Genomic DNA, 18,216 nt, shown 5'->3' on the forward strand with positions numbered 1-18,216 from the left:
AGAAAAGAGAAACCACTGGTCTTCGTTTTGAGTTAAAGATCAGTGGTTTTTGATCTGGAATTTGCCAACTGGTATTAGATTTTAGCCGATTTTTAAGGCAGAAAAATAAAGAGAAAATAAAAATGAGAAAAGATTAATGATTGCTTTTTATCTATAAAACCTATTGTATCAGCGTATAGGCCATTTAAAACCACTTGGTTGTAACCGCTTAATATATTTTTCTTGACAGCTTTTGAAAAACCACCTTACACTTGTCTTGTGGTTATAACCAGTTATGAAGGTGGGAGAACAACGATGGAAAATTCCTTTAAGAACAAAGCTTTGTACTATCAGTTGGTGGATCTGCTGAAGGAACGAATTGAAATCAGCATGGTTCCCCATGACAAATTGCCGTCTGAGCGGGAATTGACGGCGCATTATGGAGTTAGTCGAACGACGGTTCGCTTGGCTCTGCAGGAATTGGAAGCTACCGGCTATATCTATCGACGGCATGGGAAGGGGACATTCGTTTCTGACCTAACCAAAAACGCGGCTGATTTGGCAGGAGCTTACAGCTTTACGGAACAGATGCGCAGCATGGGGCGCAATCCCGAGACACGCATTTTGTCCTTTGAAAAACTGGAAGCGGATAAGTATATTGCTCAGCACATGAATTTACCTTTGGGCGAAGCTGTTTTTAAACTTAGTCGTCTACGGCTAGCAGACCAAGAGCCTTTAATGGTAGAGGATTCCTATCTGCCGGTTAAGCTGTTTTTATCTTTGAATGAAACAATGCTGCGGCGCAAACCGTTGTATGACTTATTTTCGGAGGATTTCAATCAAACGGTCCGTTTAGCAGATGAAGAGCTCTATGCCAGTATTGCCCAAAAGGACGATGCGAAGCTGTTAAGTATTAATGAAGGGGCACCTGTCCTGCATCTAGCTCGATCAACCTACAATATGAAAAATGAAATTATCGAATTTACACTAAGTGTGGCACGAGCGGATCAGTTTCACTACAATATTCGGCATATTAGAAATAGCTAGAATGTCCATTCTGTCTCGCGCAGAATAATGCAAGTCATGAAGATGTAACCAATTTATTTAACACGAGGAGAGTTGAGCATGTATTCATTGTCTACAGAAGAATTAGAAAAAATGGGGGCGGAAATCACCACCCGGGAAATTCGTCAACAACCAGAATTATGGGAAGAAACCTTATCTATTTATAAAAAGGAGCAAGCCAATATTCAAGCCTTTTTGGCTGAAGTAACAGCTCAGGCAAAAGGGGCTAAAACGAGAGTGATTTTTACTGGTGCCGGTACTTCACAATATGTGGGAGATACACTGGTTCCTTACTTAACCGCTCAGGGGAATCATCAGGAGTTTATTTTTGAAAGTATTGGAACTACAGATATCGTAGCTGCACCACATGAATACTTATTGCAAGATGTACCAACTTTACTGGTTTCCTTTGGCCGCAGCGGCAACAGCCCAGAGAGTATTGCAGCCATTGAAGTTGCTAATAAAGCAGTGGATACCTTGCATCATTTAATCATCACTTGTGCAGAAGAGGGACGACTAGCTGAGATTGGCCGCAACGATGACCGCAGTCTATTGTTCCTAATGCCTGAACGCTCTAATGATGATGGGTTTGCGATGACCGGCAGCTTCACTTGCATGACATTGGGCTCCTTATTGACCTTTGATGAGACCGGGCTTGCTGAAAAACAAACCTACATTGAAGTATTGGCAAAATTAGGCCGAGAAGTAATCAGCCGAGAAGCAGAGATTCAAGCAATTGTTGATCGAGACTTCAATCGTATTGTCTATGTAGGCTCAGGCAGCTTATCTGGTTTAACGCGGGAAGCACAGCTGAAAATTTTAGAATTAACCGCGGGCAAAGTTGCGACTGTTTTTGATTCTTCGATGGGCTTCCGTCATGGACCAAAATCATTTATTAATGAACAAACCTTGATGTTTGGTTTTGTGAATAATCAGCCGTACACCCGTGATTATGACTTAGACGTGTTGGAAGAAGTGAAGGAAGACGGCATTGCTGCTGGGACCTTTGCGATTACTCAATCTGGTGACCGCAACTTTACCGGAGATACCTTTGAATTTACTGCTGACCAAACCTTGCTGCCAGATGGCTATCTAGCGCTAGCTTACGTAATGGTTGCCCAGACAGTAGCTTTATTAACCTCGATAAAGGTAGAAAACAAACCGGATACTCCTTCTCCTACTGGTACAGTTAACCGTGTAGTTAAGGGCGTTACGATTCACGAATTTAATAACTAGGAGGACGGCAGAAGATGTTGAAATTAACGAAAGAAAAAAAGGCCGCTATGGATCGTTTATCAACCAAGGATGGAATCATCAGTGCCTTGGCAATTGATCAACGAGGGGCATTAAGAAAAATGATTAAGGCACTGGAGGTAGAACCAACTGACCAGCATATTGAAGAATTTAAAAAGCTGGTATCCAGTGAGTTGACACCTTATGCTTCCTCTATTTTATTGGATCCAGAATACGGCTTGCCGGCAGCGAAGGCACGTCATAAGGAAGCTGGGTTGCTGCTGGCTTATGAAAAAACCGGGTACGATGCTGCTACGCCAGGTCGTTTACCTGATTTGTTGGCTGATTGGTCAGTCCTGCGGCTGAAAGAACAAGGCGCTGATGCTATTAAATTTCTGCTTTACTATGATGTCGATGAAGACGCAGCAATCAATCACCAAAAGCATGTCTTTATTGAACGATTAGGCAGCGAATGTGCAGCAGAAAATTTACCTTTTTATCTGGAACTAGTTTCTTACGATGTGGAGAACAGTGATGCCAATTCATTGAAGTATGCCAAGGTAAAACCTCATAAAGTCATCACGATGATGAAAGAATTCTCTAAACCTCAATACAAAGTGGATGTTCTCAAGGTAGAAGTACCCGTTAATATGAACTTTGTTGAAGGCTTTGCTCCAGGGGAAACAGCCTATACCAAGGAAGAAGCAGCGGCTTATTTTACAGAACAAAGCAAGGCAACAAATTTGCCATTTATTTTTCTAAGTGCGGGAGTTTCAACGGAATTATTCCAGCAAACGCTGGTATTTGCCAAAGAAGCTGGATCAACCTTTAACGGTGTTCTATGTGGACGAGCAACGTGGAAGAACGGTGTCAAACCATTTACTGAGTTAGGGGAAGCGGCTGGTCGCGAATGGCTGCAAACCGTTGGTCGTGAAAACATTGAAAGCCTCAATCGGGTGATTAATCAGACCGCCAGCTCATGGCATGACAAAGCAGAAGTGATCGATTAGGAGGAAAGTCTGTGATCTTAACAGTAACGATGAATCCATCCATTGATATCTCTTATCCCTTAGACAAGTTTGTTCTCGATAAGGTGAATCGTGTACAACAAGTATCCAAAACTCCTGGAGGAAAAGGCCTGAATGTTACTCGAGTGATTCATGATTTGGGCGGCGAAGTAACGGCTACTGGCGTACTGGGCGGCTTTCATGGAAAGTTTTTGGCAAAGCAGTTAGATCAAGCGTCAATTACCCACGACTTTGCATCAATTGAAGGGGAAACTCGGGATTCGATTGCTATCCTCCATGAGGGCAATCAAACAGAGATTTTAGAACCCGGACCCACTGTCACGGAGTCAGAGCAGCAAGACTTTTTAGAAAAGTACCAGCAATTAGTTGAGAAAGCTCAGCTGGTTACAATTTCAGGCAGTTTAGCCAAAGGATTACCTGCGGACTTTTATCAGACTTTGGTTAGACTGGCAGCAGAACAAGAAGTGAACGTTTTAGTAGATACATCTGGGGAGAGTCTAAAACAGGTTCTAGCTGGTGAGGTGAAACCTTATTTGATTAAGCCGAATTTGGATGAATTAAGTGATCTGCTAGGACAACCCTTGGCAATTGATCGTCCAACAGAAATTCAAAAGGCGCTGCAGCAGCCAATTTTTGCTGGGATTACCTGGATTGTGGTTTCTTTGGGGAAAGAGGGTGCACTGATCAACTATCAAAACCAATTTTATCGAGTAGCGATTCCCAATATTCAAGTAGTCAACCCTGTTGGATCTGGCGATGCCACGATTGCCGGTTTAGCCTATGGCATTTCTCAGAAACACGAACCTCAGCTGATTATGAAGGAATGTATGGCAGCTGGAATGGCCAATGCAATGCAAGTCAAAACCGGGCAAGTTGATCCTGATGATTTCAACCAGCTGATGAAAGAAATTCAAATAAAAAAGCTTGATTAAGCGCTCAGCCTAACCAAACTAGTTCGGATTAGAAACCAATTCAATTTTGTAGAAGTTCCATTTTTTGAAGGTTTCAACGTATTCAAGAATTTGTTCAGTATCTTTTCGTTTGGTCATCCTGATTTGCAAGACAATGGGTTCTTCTTTAATGATTTGCAGCTTTTCGCAAGCCTTGTCAGGTGCTGGAAACTTGATTTCGTTGGTCTCAACGAAGGTCTCATCGTTCATATGAATGTTGTAATCCAGCTTAAAGCGCTGATAAACCGAATTGTAATAGCTTAAATCAGGATAATTAGGATTCACATATTGCTCAGGCAAATAGGTTTGATGATACATGTAGGGCACATTCCCAGTTGTTCGAACACGTTCAATGCAATAATAAAAGGCTGTCTCCGGCAGCTCCAGTCGATTAAGATAGTCCGCGTCATTGCCCCGGGTAATACTAAGCACCTTGACCTGATCGTGATTAATCGGGAATAACTCAATGTCGGAAAATTCTACCAGCTTGCCTTTGCGAGCCCGGGAGACAAAGGAGCCGCGCCCTTGATGGCGAACAATGAAACCATCTTTTACTAGTTCATTTAATGCCCGAATCACCGTGATAGAGCTGACGTTAAACAGTTTAACTAATTCGGCTTCTGTGTAAAATTTATCGCCGTTTTCGAAGCGGCCAGCAATGATTTGCTGCTTCAGCTCATCTTTAATGATTTGGTATTTTGGGATTGTCATTTGTTCGGCCTCCAATTATGAATAAATCCTAAAAATTTGGTTAGTATTTTATCGTATACCCTGTCAAACATGATTTTACCATAAGTTTGAGTTAATAATACTGTTGACTTTCTATTTGACTAAATTTAATATATTAATATACTGAAAACGTTTTCTGGGAGGAGCATATTCTTGAATACTTTTGAAATAAAAGAAGATTTTCTACTAAATGGTCAACCTTTTAAAATCATGTCTGGTGCTATTCATTATTTTCGGGTACATCCGACAGATTGGTATCATTCCCTGTATAACTTAAAGGCATTAGGCTTTAATACAGTCGAAACCTATGTTCCTTGGAATTTGCACGAGCCGAAAAAAGGCGAGTATCAGTTTGACGGTATTTTGGATTTGGAAAAATTTCTAAAAACTGCTGAAGAAGTAGGATTGTACGCAATCGTTCGACCATCGCCATACATTTGTGCTGAATGGGAATTCGGCGGATTTCCGGCTTGGTTGTTAAACGAACCTATCAGAATACGTTCTTCAGATCCGTCTTATCTGCAAAATGTGGCAGATTATTACGACGTACTGATAGAAAAAATTGTTCCGCATCAATTGACTCATGGCGGCAATGTTTTGATGATTCAGATTGAAAATGAATACGGTTCCTTCGGTGAGGATAAAAATTATTTACGAGCTGTTCGGGATCTGATGCAGGAAAGAGGGATTGACGTTCCTTTCTTTACCTCAGATGGACCTTGGCGGGCAACCCTGCGAGCTGGCAGCATGATTGATGAAGATATTCTAGTTACTGGAAATTTCGGTTCGAAGGCGAAGAAAAACTTTGCTGATATGGAAAGCTTCTTTGCTGAACATGACAAAAAATGGCCCCTGATGTGCATGGAATTCTGGGACGGCTGGTTTAACCGCTGGAAGGAACCGATTGTGCAGCGGGATGCTGAGGAATTAGCCGAAGCGATTAAGGAAGTCTTAGCAATCGGCAGCATTAACCTTTACATGTTCCATGGTGGAACAAACTTTGGCTTTATGAATGGCTGTTCAGCTCGTGGAACGATCGATTTGCCGCAAATCACTTCTTATGATTACGGGGCACCATTGGATGAACAGGGCAACCCAACTGAAAAGTATTACGCAATTCAACGGATGGTCCACGAGAACTATCCTGAGCTGCAGCAGATGCCCCCGCTAATTAAGAAGGGTGCAGAAGTAAAAGCAATTCCTTTAAGCGAAAAAGTCAGCTTATTCGCAACAGTAGACACACTAAGTCAGCCAGTCAGCTCTCAATATCCGCAAGGGATGGAGCAGCTGGGACAAAATACGGGTTATCTGCTTTACCGGACGACAATTGAAAAGGATGCTGAAAAAGAAAGACTTCGAATTATTGATGGTCGCGATCGGGCACAAATGTATATAAATCAAAATTTGAAGGCGACCCAATACCAGACAGAAATTGGCGAAGATATTTTTGTTGAAATGGAGCAGCCGGAAAATCAGCTGGATATTTTGATGGAGAATATGGGACGAGTAAATTACGGGCATAAGTTATTTGCTGATACTCAACGCAAAGGGATTCGTAATGGTGTGATGGCGGATTTACATTTTATTACCAATTGGCAGCAGTATTGCCTGCCATTGGACAATGTGGAACAAATTGATTTTTCCAAGGAATGGCAACCGCAGCAGCCAAGTTTCTATCGCTATCAGGTGACATTTGAGGAAGTAGAGGACTGCTTTATTGATCTGTCAGGATTTGGCAAAGGTGTTGTGTTTATTAATCAAGTAAATATTGGCCGTTTCTGGGAAGTAGGACCAACTTTGTCCTTGTATATTCCTAAAGGTTATCTAAACACCGGGTTGAACGAAATTATTGTTTTTGAAACGGAAGGCACGTACCAATCGGAAATCCAATTAACAGCTAAACCAATTTATAAAGAGATGAAAGAGGGAGAAAAATGAGTATTATCGGAGTAAGAATTGATGGACGTTTGATTCACGGACAAGTGGCAAATTTATGGACAACTAAATTAAACATCAGTCGTATCATGGTAGTAGACGATGAGGTTGCTCAAAATGATATTGAAAAAAGTGGATTAAAACTGGCGACACCTGCGGGAGTTAAGCTAAGTGTTTTGCCAGTTGAAAAAGCAGCCAACAATATTTTAGCAGGCAAATATGATTCTCAACGTTTGCTGATTATCGCTCGTAAACCAGATCGTTTATTGAAATTAGTCGAGCTGGGTGTGCCGATTACCGAAATTAATGTAGGCAATATGTCACAAACGGATGAAACACGTTCGATTACTAAATCGATTAATGTTGTGGATCAGGATGTTGACGTGTTTAACCAGTTAGATGCTAAGGGTGTTCGTTTGGTGGCACAAATGGTTCCGAGTGATAAATCAGAAGACTTTATGAGTCTGTTAAAAAAATAAGGGGGAAGTAAAATGGATATCTTATGGTGGCAGATCTTATTATTATCATTATATGCAGGGTATCAAATTTTAGATGAACTGCAAATTTATTCATCGCTAAGTGCACCAGTGTTTGCTGGCTTGTTTGCCGGATTAGTTATGGGAGACCTTAAAGCCGGATTGATTATCGGTGGTAGTATGCAATTAACAGTATTGGGTGTTGGAACGTTTGGTGGTGCTTCCAAAATTGATGCCAACTCAGGAACAGTCTTGGCGACCGCATTCTCCGTTGCCTTAGGAATGAATCCAGAACAGGCGATTGCAGCAATTGCGGTACCAGTAGCAAGTTTGATGATTCAATTGGATATTTTAGCTCGTTTTGCGAATACATTCTTTGCTCACCGTATCGATAAATTAGTTGAAGATATGAACTATAAAGGTATTGAGCGCAACTTTTTAATGGGAGCTATTCCATGGTCTCTGTCACGGATGATTCCAGTATTCTTAGCCTTAGCTTTTGGTGGTGGATTGGTTGAACGAGTTGTGGCAGTCTTGAATGGAGATTTGAAATGGTTAGGTGATGGCTTATCCGTAGCCGGTGCCGTATTGCCAGCAGTCGGTTTTGCGATTCTATTACGTTACTTGCCAGTGAAAAAACACTTCCCTTACTTGATTCTAGGCTTTACACTTACCGCATTACTGGGAACAGTCTTTACCAATATGCAATTATTAGGCAGCGGTGTTGCTAGTGTTGTTAAGGATTTTGAAGGAGTCTTCAATTCATTACCAATGTTGGCGATTGCTTTAATCGGCTTTGCATTAGCAGCGATCAGCTATAAGAACGGACAGATGGTACCAAGTGCACCAGCTTCCCACAGCAATGGCAGCGATTCAGACGAGGGGGAAATTGAAGATGACGAAATCTAATTACAAGTTAACAAAAGAAGATTTTAAACAAATCAATCGCCGAAGCTTGTTCACTTTCCAGTTGGGCTGGAACTATGAACGAATGCAAGGATCAGGCTATTTGTACACGATCCTGCCGCAATTACGCAAAATCTATGGAGATGATACGCCAGAGCTGAAGGAAGTCATGCGCACCCATACTCAATTCTTCAATACCTCCAACTTTTTCAATACCATTATTACCGGGATTGATTTAGCGATTGAAGAAAAAGAAGGCATTAGTGCCAAGCAAACAGTTTCTGGTTTGAAAGCCGGTTTAATGGGACCTTTTGCCGCGATTGGCGATTCCATTTTTGCTGCATTAATTCCAACTATCTTTGGTGCTTTGGCAGCAAATATGGCAATTAACGGCAACCCAACGGGAATTTTTATCTGGATTATTGCTCAAATTGCTGTAATGATTTTCCGCTGGAAGCAGCTGGAATTTGCTTATAAGGAAGGAATTTCCTTAGTTACCACTATGCAGCATCGTTTAACAGCATTAACTGATGCCGCAACTTTACTAGGAGTATTCATGGTCGGTGCGTTAGTCGCAACGATGGTTAACGTGAAGTTTTCATGGGCACCAAGTATTGGTGATGTTACGTTGAACATGCAAAATAATATTGATATGATCTTGCCGCGTCTATTGCCAGCAGGTATCGTTGGTGCAGTTTACTGGATGCTGGGCAAGAAGAATATGACCTCTACTAAAGCGATTTTCATTGTATTAGTTGTCTGTGTTGCTCTATCTGCCTTTGGCGTAATTTCTAAATAATTTAGACAGGAGAGAAGGACAAATGGGAAAACAATTAGTTTTAGTTAGTCATGGATTATTTTGTGAAGAATTAAAGAAAAGTACAGAAATGATCATGGGACCGCAGGCAAATATTCATACGGTAGCTTTACTGGAATCAGAGGCGCCGGAGGATTTCCGTAAAAAGTTCGAGACAGCTATTGAAGATTTGAACGATTTTGTAGTATTAGCTGATTTGATGGGCGGTACCCCTTGTAATGTCGTTTCCCGCCTAATTATGGAAGGAAAGGATATTGAACTGTATGCTGGCATGAATATGCCGATGGTCATTGATTTCATTAACAGTGAATTAGTTGGGACTGAAATGTCCTTGGTTCAGGCTGGAGCTAGCAATATTGCTTATGTCAATGATGTAATTGCTTCAGACGATGATGAGGACGACGAATAAAACGTCAAAAACCGTTTCTATTACAGAGACGGTTTTTTGATTGTTCCAAGAAGGAGGGTCCTATTTATAATAAAAAGAAAAGCTGGTTGCTCTCTCAGAAAAAACTAGTGATGTGAACTTTGGCATTTGATCAAAACGATAGCACTGTCAATCAATATTGTTCAATCATTCACAGGTTTTTGCTTTTCCAATTAATTATCCTAGTGTATACTTTGAAATATAATAGATAAACAAAAAAATAAAGATCATTCTAATGTGGTAAATCGTGCATTAATAAAAAATGTACTAATATTTAAATAAATGAAGCAAAGGAGTGAAAAAATGATTCAAGTACTGTCTGATCCAGGGTGCCCCAACTGTCAGAAAACCAAAAAGCTGCTGCAATTGAACAACGTGAATTTTGAATCCTATAATCTGCAAACCGAGGCGATGCAAAGAGAAACGTTATCCACTATTTTAAAGCTGGTGGATGATATTGATGAGATTCTTACGGTAGGGTCACCTATTTACAATGAGCTGGCGTTGGATTATGGTCATCTGTCCCCAGAAGAATTATTGCAAGTGTTGAGAACTTATCCTAATTTAATTAATCGGCCGATTTTATTTGATGATAATAATCTGTGTGTTGGTTACAATCCTGAAAAATTGGAAGCCTTTGGAGTAAAGGCTGATGTTTTTTAACTTATTTAATTGTCGTTCTACCGCCTGAAAATGGCGGTTTTTTTACGGGGAAATATCTTTTCGAAAGGGCTTGTAATAGAAAGTCACAGGCCCTGTTCACATTTATTCTTCTTTTAAATAGCGCCACAGAGTGGTTCGGCTGATGCCTAGTTGTTCAGCCGTTTTTGTTTGGTTGCCATTGTTTTGTTCCAACACGTTCAAGACAATTTGCTTAATGTAGTCAAACAGAGTAGGTTGTTCAGCAGTAAGCTGCAAGGTTATGGGTGTCTGATTGCTGATGGAAAAAGATTGAATCAGCCGCTCTTTTTTTAATAATTCGCTAACTTGGTGTTCCGTGATGTAGTGAGTTGCAGCATGGATCACTAATTCCTTGATGGCTGCTTGCAGCTGATTCAAATTTCCAGGCCAGTCAAAGGATAAGAATTCTTTGATGGCTTTGGGATCAAAACCCATAATTTCTTTATTACACTCAATATTCATTTTATTCAGAAGCAAGGTCGTAATCACACTAAGTTCGTTTTTACGTTCACGGATAGCAGGAGCATAAATACTGGCACAATTTAATTCCGTTATCAGTTGTTCGTAAGTGCTTGCTTCGCCAGCACGATTGGTATTATAAGTAAAAATGACATGGTTACGCTGAAGCAGGCGAGTGTTTTGAATAATTGTGATCAGCTGGTCAATATCCTGCTTGGAAAGCTGTTCAACATGCTCGATTAAAATAGTGTTGTTCACATCGACAAAAGGTCCGTTTGACGGATTGACCAAAAATTTCCACATTTTATCATTGATTAGTTTAGAGTCGATGGAGATCAAAAAATTGTTATGGGTCTTTTTATTTAAGTAAGCTTGATAGGCCATACTGGATTTGGCTGTTCCAGTTTCACCAAAAATAATCATGCCTTGATAATGATCAGCCAGCTTCTGCAGCTCTTGCTTAGTTGATTGCTGAATAAATTTAGTAAAGAGTAGTTTGGTGGTCAAGCTTTCCTCTACTTCGCTTCTTTTTTGATAAAGAATTCCTAGGCGATTTCCCACAATTGGCGGGGTGGAGGTATTGATGGCGCAACTATAATAAAATTGTTCGTCAATCAGCAACGGCTTCAGTTCAATACTGTAGGATTTTCCCCGAATCGTTGTATAGTACTGATTTTCCTCTGTTAATGATTTTTTAGCTTGTAAAAAGAGCAAAAAGGCCTTTTCTAATGCAGGATTAAGGGTTGAAAAGAAAACGTGAAATTCCTGATCAATAATCAGGCAGTCGGACCGTTGACTTTTCAGACTTTCAGCTAACATCTGATATTCTTGCTGAGCTTGTTTTAAATAGGTTGCAATCGTTAGAGCTTCGGTAAAAGCGTGTTTAATACTATCAAAACCTGAAGTAATCAAGATGGTATTCAATGATTTTGTCAAAGCCAGCCGATTAGTAATGGCATCACAAAGAATCATTTCATACTGTTCCTCCACTAAGTCATCCAAAATTTTACTGGTATCCGTTGTGTTGGTCAGGGTAATGATCTTAATTTTATATCCTAAAATATCACAAAGCAGATGAGCTTTTTCGGTAATACTGGCGTAGCCCACGATCGCAAAATTCGTTGTATAATTTTCCGCCAGCCGAATGGCACCTAAAATATCGTAAATGGAGATGGAGACATCAATAACCGGAATCGATACAGCTTTACGAATCAAATCAGCGGTTCCACCCCGGGAAATAATGGCATCGTACCCATCGCTAAACAGTTCAACGGCCAGTTTTTGACCTTCCTCCAAATCAGCTGTGTAAATATCTGCCTGCAGCTCTTCAAATTGATCGCTGACCACATTCATAGAATGATTTAATTCTTCATAAGGAGCAATCCCTAAAAACTTCGTTCTCATCTTTCAAACCTCCTGATGTTTCATATAGTAACAATGATAAAGGTGTTTAACCAAAAATGATAGAGGAAGTTCTATATCGTTTCATAATTAAACGTTTTTTTGCTTTTTTTGATATTAAAAGTAGATTTGAGAACATAAAATGAAATTATGAAATCCAAGGTGGTGAACGAATGTTAAAGCTATTAGTCATTGCAGATGACTTTACCGGAGCTCTTGATACGGGTGTTCAATTTTCCAATCAGGGAGTCCATACCTTGGTTTCAACGGAAATAGATTTGAACAAGATTGAGCTGGAGGAAAGCGTCGCTGTACTGGTAATAAATACTGAGAGCCGCTATTTACCTTTTAAAGAAGCCTACGAGCAAATGAGTGAAATAATTGTAAGCGCTCAGCAGAAGGGGATTCCATATATATATAAGAAAGTAGATTCTGCATTGCGGGGGAATATCAGTGCCGAAGTCAAAGCTATTCTGGATACCAGCCAAGCAGGAATCATTCCATTTTTACCAGCTTATCCTGAGATGAATCGCGTACTAGTTGACGGTAATTTGTATATCGATCAGGTCTTGGTTTCTCAAAGTGTGTTTGCTGATGATCCTTATGAGCCAGTAACAGAAAGCAATCTGATTCATCGGTTGAAGCAAGAGGCGGGTATCGAAGCACTGCTGGTCAAAGCCAATGAACTTCCCCATAATAGAAAAGGTGTTTTGATCTTTGATGCGCAAACAGAGAATGATTTAAAGCAACAAATGCAATTGTTAAAGGAAAGCGATCTATTGGCAATCACCATCGGCTGTGCTGGATTTGCCAAGATTTTAGCTCAGCAGTTATTTCCGGCCGTGTCCGTCAGCAGCTACTCGGTAAAAAATCCGTTAGTGGTGATCTGCGGCAGCGTTAATCCTATTACTAAAAAGCAAATTGAACACGCTGACAAAAAAGCTTATCCCAGAATTTCCTTAACCCCCCAACAGCTGCTGGAGCCGAATTACTGGTCCAGAACAGAAGGAAAACAGGAACTTCGAAACTATCTGAAGCTGATGAAGGTCCATCCTTTGCTGGTTTTTGAAACCTTAAGCGAAGAGACTTCCGAAGGGATTAAGACATATAGCCGGGAAAAAGCGCTGCCGGTTTCTGAATATCGCTTTCGGATCGGCAAGTCGTTGGGAGAATTGACTCAGGCCTTGTGGTCCAGTCACAGCGAAAATACATTTCTTTTCACTGGCGGGGATACCCTTTTTCAGTCCATGAAGGTATTGGGGGTTCAGACAATCCGACCACTGACAGAGCTCAGTGCCGGGACTGTTTTATCAACTATTGAATGGAACCAAAAGCAACGCCAGGTGATTACTAAGTCAGGTGGATTTGGCAACGAAGAGTTGTTTGAAGAAATTAGTCGTTTAAATGAACACATAGGAGGAAGAACATGTTAGCAGATTATCAATTAAAAATGCCCAAAAATATCAACGCCGGAGAGCACGCCCTGGAGCAATTGGCCGGCATCATTGCCAACGGAGTGAAGAAAATTGTCATCTTTACTGATAAAGGAATTTTAGGAGCCGGCTTAGTGGATATCCCTAAGGCAATCATTGAAGAAGCTGGAATTGACTACACAATTATTTCCGACATCCCAGCTGAACCAAACTATCACGAAGCGCAGGCTATGATCGATGAATTTAAAAAACAGGAAGCTGATTTTATTATAGCCATCGGCGGAGGAAGTGTAATGGATGTTGCCAAGCTATCCTCGATTTTGGCGACAGATGAGTATAGCGTGAAGGATTTGCTGGACGAACCATTGCTAGCGAAGAAGCAAATTACCAGCTTGATGATTCCAACAACTGCCGGAACTGGTGCTGAGGCGACTCCTAATAGTATTGTCGGTGTTCCAGAGAAGGATTTGAAAATTGGTATTGTTAATTCAGAGATGATTGCCGATTATGTGATTCTTGACAGCCGCATGATAAAAAATCTGCCAAAGCCTATTGCTGCGGCAACTGGAGTAGATGCATTATGTCATGCGATTGAATGTTTCACTTCAGCTAAAGCCAACCCTATCAGCAATACTTTTGCTTTGGAGGCCTTGGATTTGATCATGAACAATTTAGTTGAAGCCTGTACCAACCCAGAAGCTTTGAAAGCGAAGAGTGATATGCTGTTAGGCTCCTTTTATGCCGGCGTAGCGATTACGTCCTCAGGTACGACAGCGGTTCATGCCTTGTCTTACCCGCTGGGCGGGAAATATCACATTGCTCATGGGGTGTCCAATGCTATGCTTTTGACTCCAGTGATGAAATTTAATGAACCAGCCATTAAGGATCTGCTGGCTATTGCCTATGACCGAGTAGTGAAGAACGGTAACAAGGATTTGTCTGTTGATGAGAAATCAGGCTATATGATCAATCAGCTGGAAGAAATGGTGAAGGTGTTGGAGATACCAACCAGCCTGAAAACCTTCAATGTACCAGAAGAAGATCTTGACGGCTTAGTGGCTGCTGGTATGGAGGTGACCCGCTTATTGGTTAACAACAAACGGGAAGTAACTCCTAAGGATGCACGAAAGATTTATTTGGAAATCATGTAGTGATGAACGTTGTTGAATAAATGCAAAATGAATTAAGCAGCATTCGTTTCTTACTTATTATAGAAGGAGTTTTGCAGCAATGAAAAAAATCGTCGGTATTACCATGGGAGATCCAGCTGGTATTGGACCGGAAATTGCCTTGAAGGCTTTTCTGAAAGCAGAATTATATGACCGTTGTCGTCCGCTGTTAGTCGGTGATAAAAGTGTCCTAGATTATTATTTAGCTCAGCATCCAGAATTGAACGTGACGGTTCATCCCATTGACAAACCAAGTGATGGGAAATACACCTTTGGCATCATTGATTTAATTGACCTACAGGTGGTTAACATGGATGAGCTGCCGATTGGTGAAGTGTCAGAGGTTGGCGGTAATGCAGCCTTCCAATATGTGAAAAAAGTCATTGAGCTGGCTTTAGCTAAAGAAGTTGATGCTACGGTGACCAATCCATTGAACAAGGAAGCTATGAATGCCGCGGGCCATCATTATGCTGGCCATACGGAAATTTATGCTGACTTAACTGGGACTGATAAATATACCATGATGCTGGCTGACGGCAATTTGCGAGTGGTGCATGTTTCTACTCATGTATCTTTGCGGGAAGCCTGTGACCGGGCGACTAAAGACCGGGTTTTGGATGTCATCAGGATTGCCGATACTGCTTGTAAAAATCTCGGCATTAAAAACCCATGCATTGCCGTAGCAGGATTAAATCCTCATTGTGGGGAAAATGGTTTGTTTGGGCAAGAAGAGATTAACGAGATCAATCCAGCTGTTGAAGCGGCTAAAGCAGAGGGCATCAATGCTTACGGCTCATTGCCAGCCGATACGGTCTTCTCAAAAGCCAACGGCGGCATGTACGACATTGTTGTAGCTATGTACCATGATCAAGGGCATATTCCCTTGAAGCTGTTGGGTTTTGTTTACGATCAAAAGACAGCTAGCTGGGAAGCTGTGAAGGGAGTCAATATTACCTTGAATCTGCCGATCATTCGGACTTCCGTGGATCATGGAACGGCCTTCGACCAGGCTGGCAAGTGGACAGCAAGTGAGTTAAGTCTGGAAAATGCGATTGATTATGCGATTCGCTTAGCTGAAAACTCTTAAAAAACCGTAATAGCTGATTCTTCTTGCAGTGAATAAATAATGTTCGGCAAGAAGAGCTGGCTGTTGACGAGGAAATTTCATATAACCAAAGGGATAATTAAGCTCAGTCTTAATAAAAATAGGCAGAAAAAAATGATGTAGGGGGATTAAAAAAATGGCTACAAAATTACCAAGTGTCCGACAATCAGAACCAAATGGTGTGGTCTATCGAGATGAATTTTTAGCTGTAGATTTTGGCCTTATTCCAACTGGCGGTAATAATACTGCCCACGCACCAACACTGATTGAGACAAAAGACGGCGGGTTGTTGTGTGCCTGGTTTGCCGGAAGCTTTGAAGGCAGCGGAGATATTTCTATTGTGGTATCCAAACTTGATCCAGAAGCTCAGGTTTGGTCAGTACCAGTAACCGTATCAAAGGGAGAAGACCGTAGTGAACAAAATCCAGCCTTTTTTAGAGCACCCGATGGAAAGATCTGGCTGATTTATACTTCACAGGTAAGTCGTCAAGAAGGTAAGGACAATATGCAGTTTACTTCCATCATCATGGTTCAAAAATCAAGTGATGAAGGAGTAACCTGGGGAGAACCTGAAGCATTGTTCGCTGACGAAGGAACTTTCTCTCGTCAGGCCATTCAAATCCTGAGCAACGGCCGCTGGATTTTCAGTACCTGGTTGTGTGAAGATTCGCCAGACGGATTAACTAATGATCCAACAGAATTCCAAGTATCTGATGATCAAGGACAAACCTGGACAGCGGTTCGAATGCCTGATAGCAGCGGACGAGTTCACGCCAACATTGTGGAAGTAGAAGAAGGACATTTAGTGGCCTTCATGCGGAGTCGTTTTGCGGATCATGTTTACAGCAGTGAATCCTTTGACTTTGGCGATAGCTGGAGTGTGCCGGAACCCACGGTATTACCGAATAACAATGCAAGTGTCAGTGCTATCCGTTTGCAGTCCGGCGAAGTTGCCCTGGCTTATAACCTAAATGCAGCCAATCATGCTGCCTTTGGAAAAGTAGCTTGGCCAGGATTACGGAATCCAGTTGCTGTTTCAGTCACGGAAGATTTTGGCAAAACTTGGCCGATCGGTCGCGTATTTGAACCAGCAGAAGGCTATATCGGGATTGAGAATAAAACCAACAATTCACAGCATGAGTATCCAACGCTTTATCAAGACAGCCAAGGTTTATTGCATCTAGTTTATGCCTACAAAAATCGTCTTTGCGTAAAATATGTCCGTTTTACAGTAGAAGATTTATTAGGGGAAAAACGGGAGACCGAAGGCTTATATAACCCAACCTCAGGTGAAGGGGTACTGGAATAAATTCTTTGAGACAAGCATCAATTGAGTAAATGATACCGCATTCTTAATGATAAACAATAAAAAAGGAGAGAATTAAATGAAAACGACAGAATTGAAAGGAATTATTTCCCCGATTTTAACCCCTATGAATGAGGACGAAACGCTAAATTTAGAGGAACTTCGCACACAAGTGGAACGGATGATCGAGAATGGCATTCACGGAATTTTCCCTTTTGGAACGAATGGTGAAGGCTATATTTTAACAGCTGACGAAAAGAAATCGGTTGTTGAAACGGTAGTTGATCAAGCGAATGGTCGTGTTCCCATATATGCAGGGACTGGAACACTTTCTACTAAGGAAACAATTGAACAAAGTAAAATGGCTCAAGCTGCTGGAGCAGATGTATTGTCAATTATTACGCCAAGCTTTGCTGCAGCGAGTCAGGATGAATTATACACTCACTACAAAACGGTGGCAGAAGCAGTTGATATGCCAATTGTTTTATACAACATTCCAGCACGTACAGGTAATGCCTTAGCTCCAGCAACAGTTGGACGTTTAGCAGAAATTGAAAATATTATTGGCGCTAAAGATTCTAGCGGGAATTTTGCTAATATTTTGGGTTATATTGATGCAGGTAAAAAGAAAACAAACGCAAAATTCTATACCCTATCTGGAAATGATCAATTAATTATTTGGACATTATTGGCTGGAGGAACTGGGGGAATCGCAGGTTGCGCCAATGTGTATCCTCAGACGATGGCTTCTATCTATGACCTATTTGTTGAAGGGAAAATTGAGGAGGCGAAAAAGGCCAATGAAAGTATCCAAAGCTTCAGAGCCTGCTTTAAGTATGGCAATCCTAATACAATTGTAAAAACTGCTACCCGTTTACTAGGATACAATGTAGGACCTTGTCGTGCTCCATTCAATCAAGTGCCTGAAGAAGGAATCGAAGCAATCAAAAAAGTGCTGGAAGAAAATAAAGCTAAAGGTATGAAATAACTGAATCAGCTGCTGCTCCCTTTTTCTATAATTGGTGAGCAGCAATGAAATGTATCATTGAGGATAGAATATATGTTTGTTGCAGCTTATATATTCTATCCTTCTAATTGAAATAGATGAAAAAGCTTA

The 18,216-nt window shown here is 41.2% G+C and carries 17 protein-coding genes; 15 read left to right on the top strand and 2 right to left on the bottom strand.

Going from position 1 to position 18,216, the window contains the following annotated elements; all coding sequences use genetic code 11:
- Positions 1-294: 294 nt before the first annotated feature.
- The 4 genes from IGI49_RS17315 to IGI49_RS17330 all read left to right on the top strand — a co-directional run bounded on the left by IGI49_RS17315 (position 295) and on the right by IGI49_RS17330 (position 4,237).
- Complete coding sequence (locus IGI49_RS17315; protein ID WP_429962697.1) at positions 295-1,026, top strand: GntR family transcriptional regulator; 732 nt, start codon at positions 295-297, stop codon at positions 1,024-1,026.
- 78 nt (positions 1,027-1,104) lie between these two features.
- The gene (locus IGI49_RS17320) at positions 1,105-2,280 is read left to right on the top strand and encodes an SIS domain-containing protein (RefSeq protein ID WP_429962698.1); all 1,176 of its coding nucleotides are present in this window, start codon (positions 1,105-1,107) and stop codon (positions 2,278-2,280) included.
- 14 nt (positions 2,281-2,294) lie between these two features.
- Positions 2,295-3,287 (top strand): tagatose-bisphosphate aldolase, encoded by a 993-nt coding sequence (gene lacD, locus IGI49_RS17325; protein WP_429962699.1) that lies wholly within the window; start codon positions 2,295-2,297, stop codon positions 3,285-3,287.
- A gap of 11 nt (positions 3,288-3,298) precedes the next feature.
- Complete coding sequence (locus tag IGI49_RS17330) at positions 3,299-4,237, top strand: hexose kinase (protein WP_429962700.1); 939 nt, start codon at positions 3,299-3,301, stop codon at positions 4,235-4,237.
- An 18-nt stretch (positions 4,238-4,255) separates the two neighbouring features.
- Here IGI49_RS17330 and IGI49_RS17335 read toward each other — a convergent pair whose 3' ends face one another.
- Positions 4,256-4,966: a GntR family transcriptional regulator gene (locus IGI49_RS17335; protein ID WP_429962701.1), complete on the bottom strand. Its 711-nt coding sequence runs from the start codon at positions 4,964-4,966 to the stop codon at positions 4,256-4,258.
- 171 nt (positions 4,967-5,137) lie between these two features.
- Here IGI49_RS17335 and IGI49_RS17340 point away from each other — a divergent pair, with 171 nt between their 5' ends.
- From IGI49_RS17340 to IGI49_RS17365, 6 genes are all read left to right on the top strand, one after another.
- A complete protein-coding gene (locus IGI49_RS17340; protein WP_429962702.1) occupies positions 5,138-6,922 on the top strand; it encodes a glycoside hydrolase family 35 protein in 1,785 nt (594 codons plus the stop codon).
- On the top strand, positions 6,919-7,398 hold the full coding sequence (locus IGI49_RS17345; protein WP_429962703.1) for a PTS system mannose/fructose/N-acetylgalactosamine-transporter subunit IIB: 480 nt from the start codon (positions 6,919-6,921) through the stop codon (positions 7,396-7,398). Before IGI49_RS17340 ends, IGI49_RS17345 begins: the two co-directional genes overlap by 4 nt.
- A gap of 12 nt (positions 7,399-7,410) precedes the next feature.
- The gene (locus tag IGI49_RS17350; protein WP_429962704.1) at positions 7,411-8,304 is read left to right on the top strand and encodes a PTS mannose/fructose/sorbose/N-acetylgalactosamine transporter subunit IIC; all 894 of its coding nucleotides are present in this window, start codon (positions 7,411-7,413) and stop codon (positions 8,302-8,304) included.
- Complete coding sequence (locus IGI49_RS17355) at positions 8,291-9,100, top strand: PTS system mannose/fructose/sorbose family transporter subunit IID (RefSeq protein ID WP_207702104.1); 810 nt, start codon at positions 8,291-8,293, stop codon at positions 9,098-9,100. Before IGI49_RS17350 ends, IGI49_RS17355 begins: the two co-directional genes overlap by 14 nt.
- 22 nt (positions 9,101-9,122) lie before the next feature.
- The gene (locus tag IGI49_RS17360; protein WP_429962705.1) at positions 9,123-9,527 is read left to right on the top strand and encodes a PTS sugar transporter subunit IIA; all 405 of its coding nucleotides are present in this window, start codon (positions 9,123-9,125) and stop codon (positions 9,525-9,527) included.
- A gap of 321 nt (positions 9,528-9,848) precedes the next feature.
- A complete protein-coding gene (locus IGI49_RS17365) occupies positions 9,849-10,208 on the top strand; it encodes an ArsC/Spx/MgsR family protein (protein WP_429962706.1) in 360 nt (119 codons plus the stop codon).
- A gap of 102 nt (positions 10,209-10,310) precedes the next feature.
- Here the strand turns inward: IGI49_RS17365 and IGI49_RS17370 are convergent, their stop codons facing one another.
- On the bottom strand, positions 10,311-12,089 hold the full coding sequence (locus tag IGI49_RS17370; protein ID WP_429962707.1) for a PrpR N-terminal domain-containing protein: 1,779 nt from the start codon (positions 12,087-12,089) through the stop codon (positions 10,311-10,313).
- 170 nt (positions 12,090-12,259) lie between these two features.
- Here IGI49_RS17370 and IGI49_RS17375 point away from each other — a divergent pair, with 170 nt between their 5' ends.
- The 5 genes from IGI49_RS17375 to dapA all read left to right on the top strand — a co-directional run bounded on the left by IGI49_RS17375 (position 12,260) and on the right by dapA (position 18,087).
- Positions 12,260-13,519: a four-carbon acid sugar kinase family protein gene (locus IGI49_RS17375; protein ID WP_429962708.1), complete on the top strand. Its 1,260-nt coding sequence runs from the start codon at positions 12,260-12,262 to the stop codon at positions 13,517-13,519.
- Entirely contained in the window at positions 13,513-14,670 is a 1,158-nt protein-coding gene (locus tag IGI49_RS17380; protein WP_429962709.1) for an iron-containing alcohol dehydrogenase, read from the top strand. Before IGI49_RS17375 ends, IGI49_RS17380 begins: the two co-directional genes overlap by 7 nt.
- A 79-nt stretch (positions 14,671-14,749) precedes the next feature.
- On the top strand, positions 14,750-15,775 hold the full coding sequence (gene pdxA / locus IGI49_RS17385; RefSeq protein WP_429962710.1) for a 4-hydroxythreonine-4-phosphate dehydrogenase PdxA: 1,026 nt from the start codon (positions 14,750-14,752) through the stop codon (positions 15,773-15,775).
- Between the two features lie 154 nt (positions 15,776-15,929).
- Entirely contained in the window at positions 15,930-17,102 is a 1,173-nt protein-coding gene (locus IGI49_RS17390) for a sialidase family protein (protein WP_429962711.1), read from the top strand.
- A 76-nt stretch (positions 17,103-17,178) separates the two neighbouring features.
- Complete coding sequence (gene dapA / locus IGI49_RS17395; RefSeq protein WP_429962712.1) at positions 17,179-18,087, top strand: 4-hydroxy-tetrahydrodipicolinate synthase; 909 nt, start codon at positions 17,179-17,181, stop codon at positions 18,085-18,087.
- The last annotated feature ends 129 nt before the right edge of the window (positions 18,088-18,216 follow it).

The sequence above is a fragment of the Enterococcus sp. AZ071 genome, from assembly GCF_050499065.1.
GTDB lineage: Bacteria > Bacillota > Bacilli > Lactobacillales > Enterococcaceae > Enterococcus_A > Enterococcus_A ferrettii.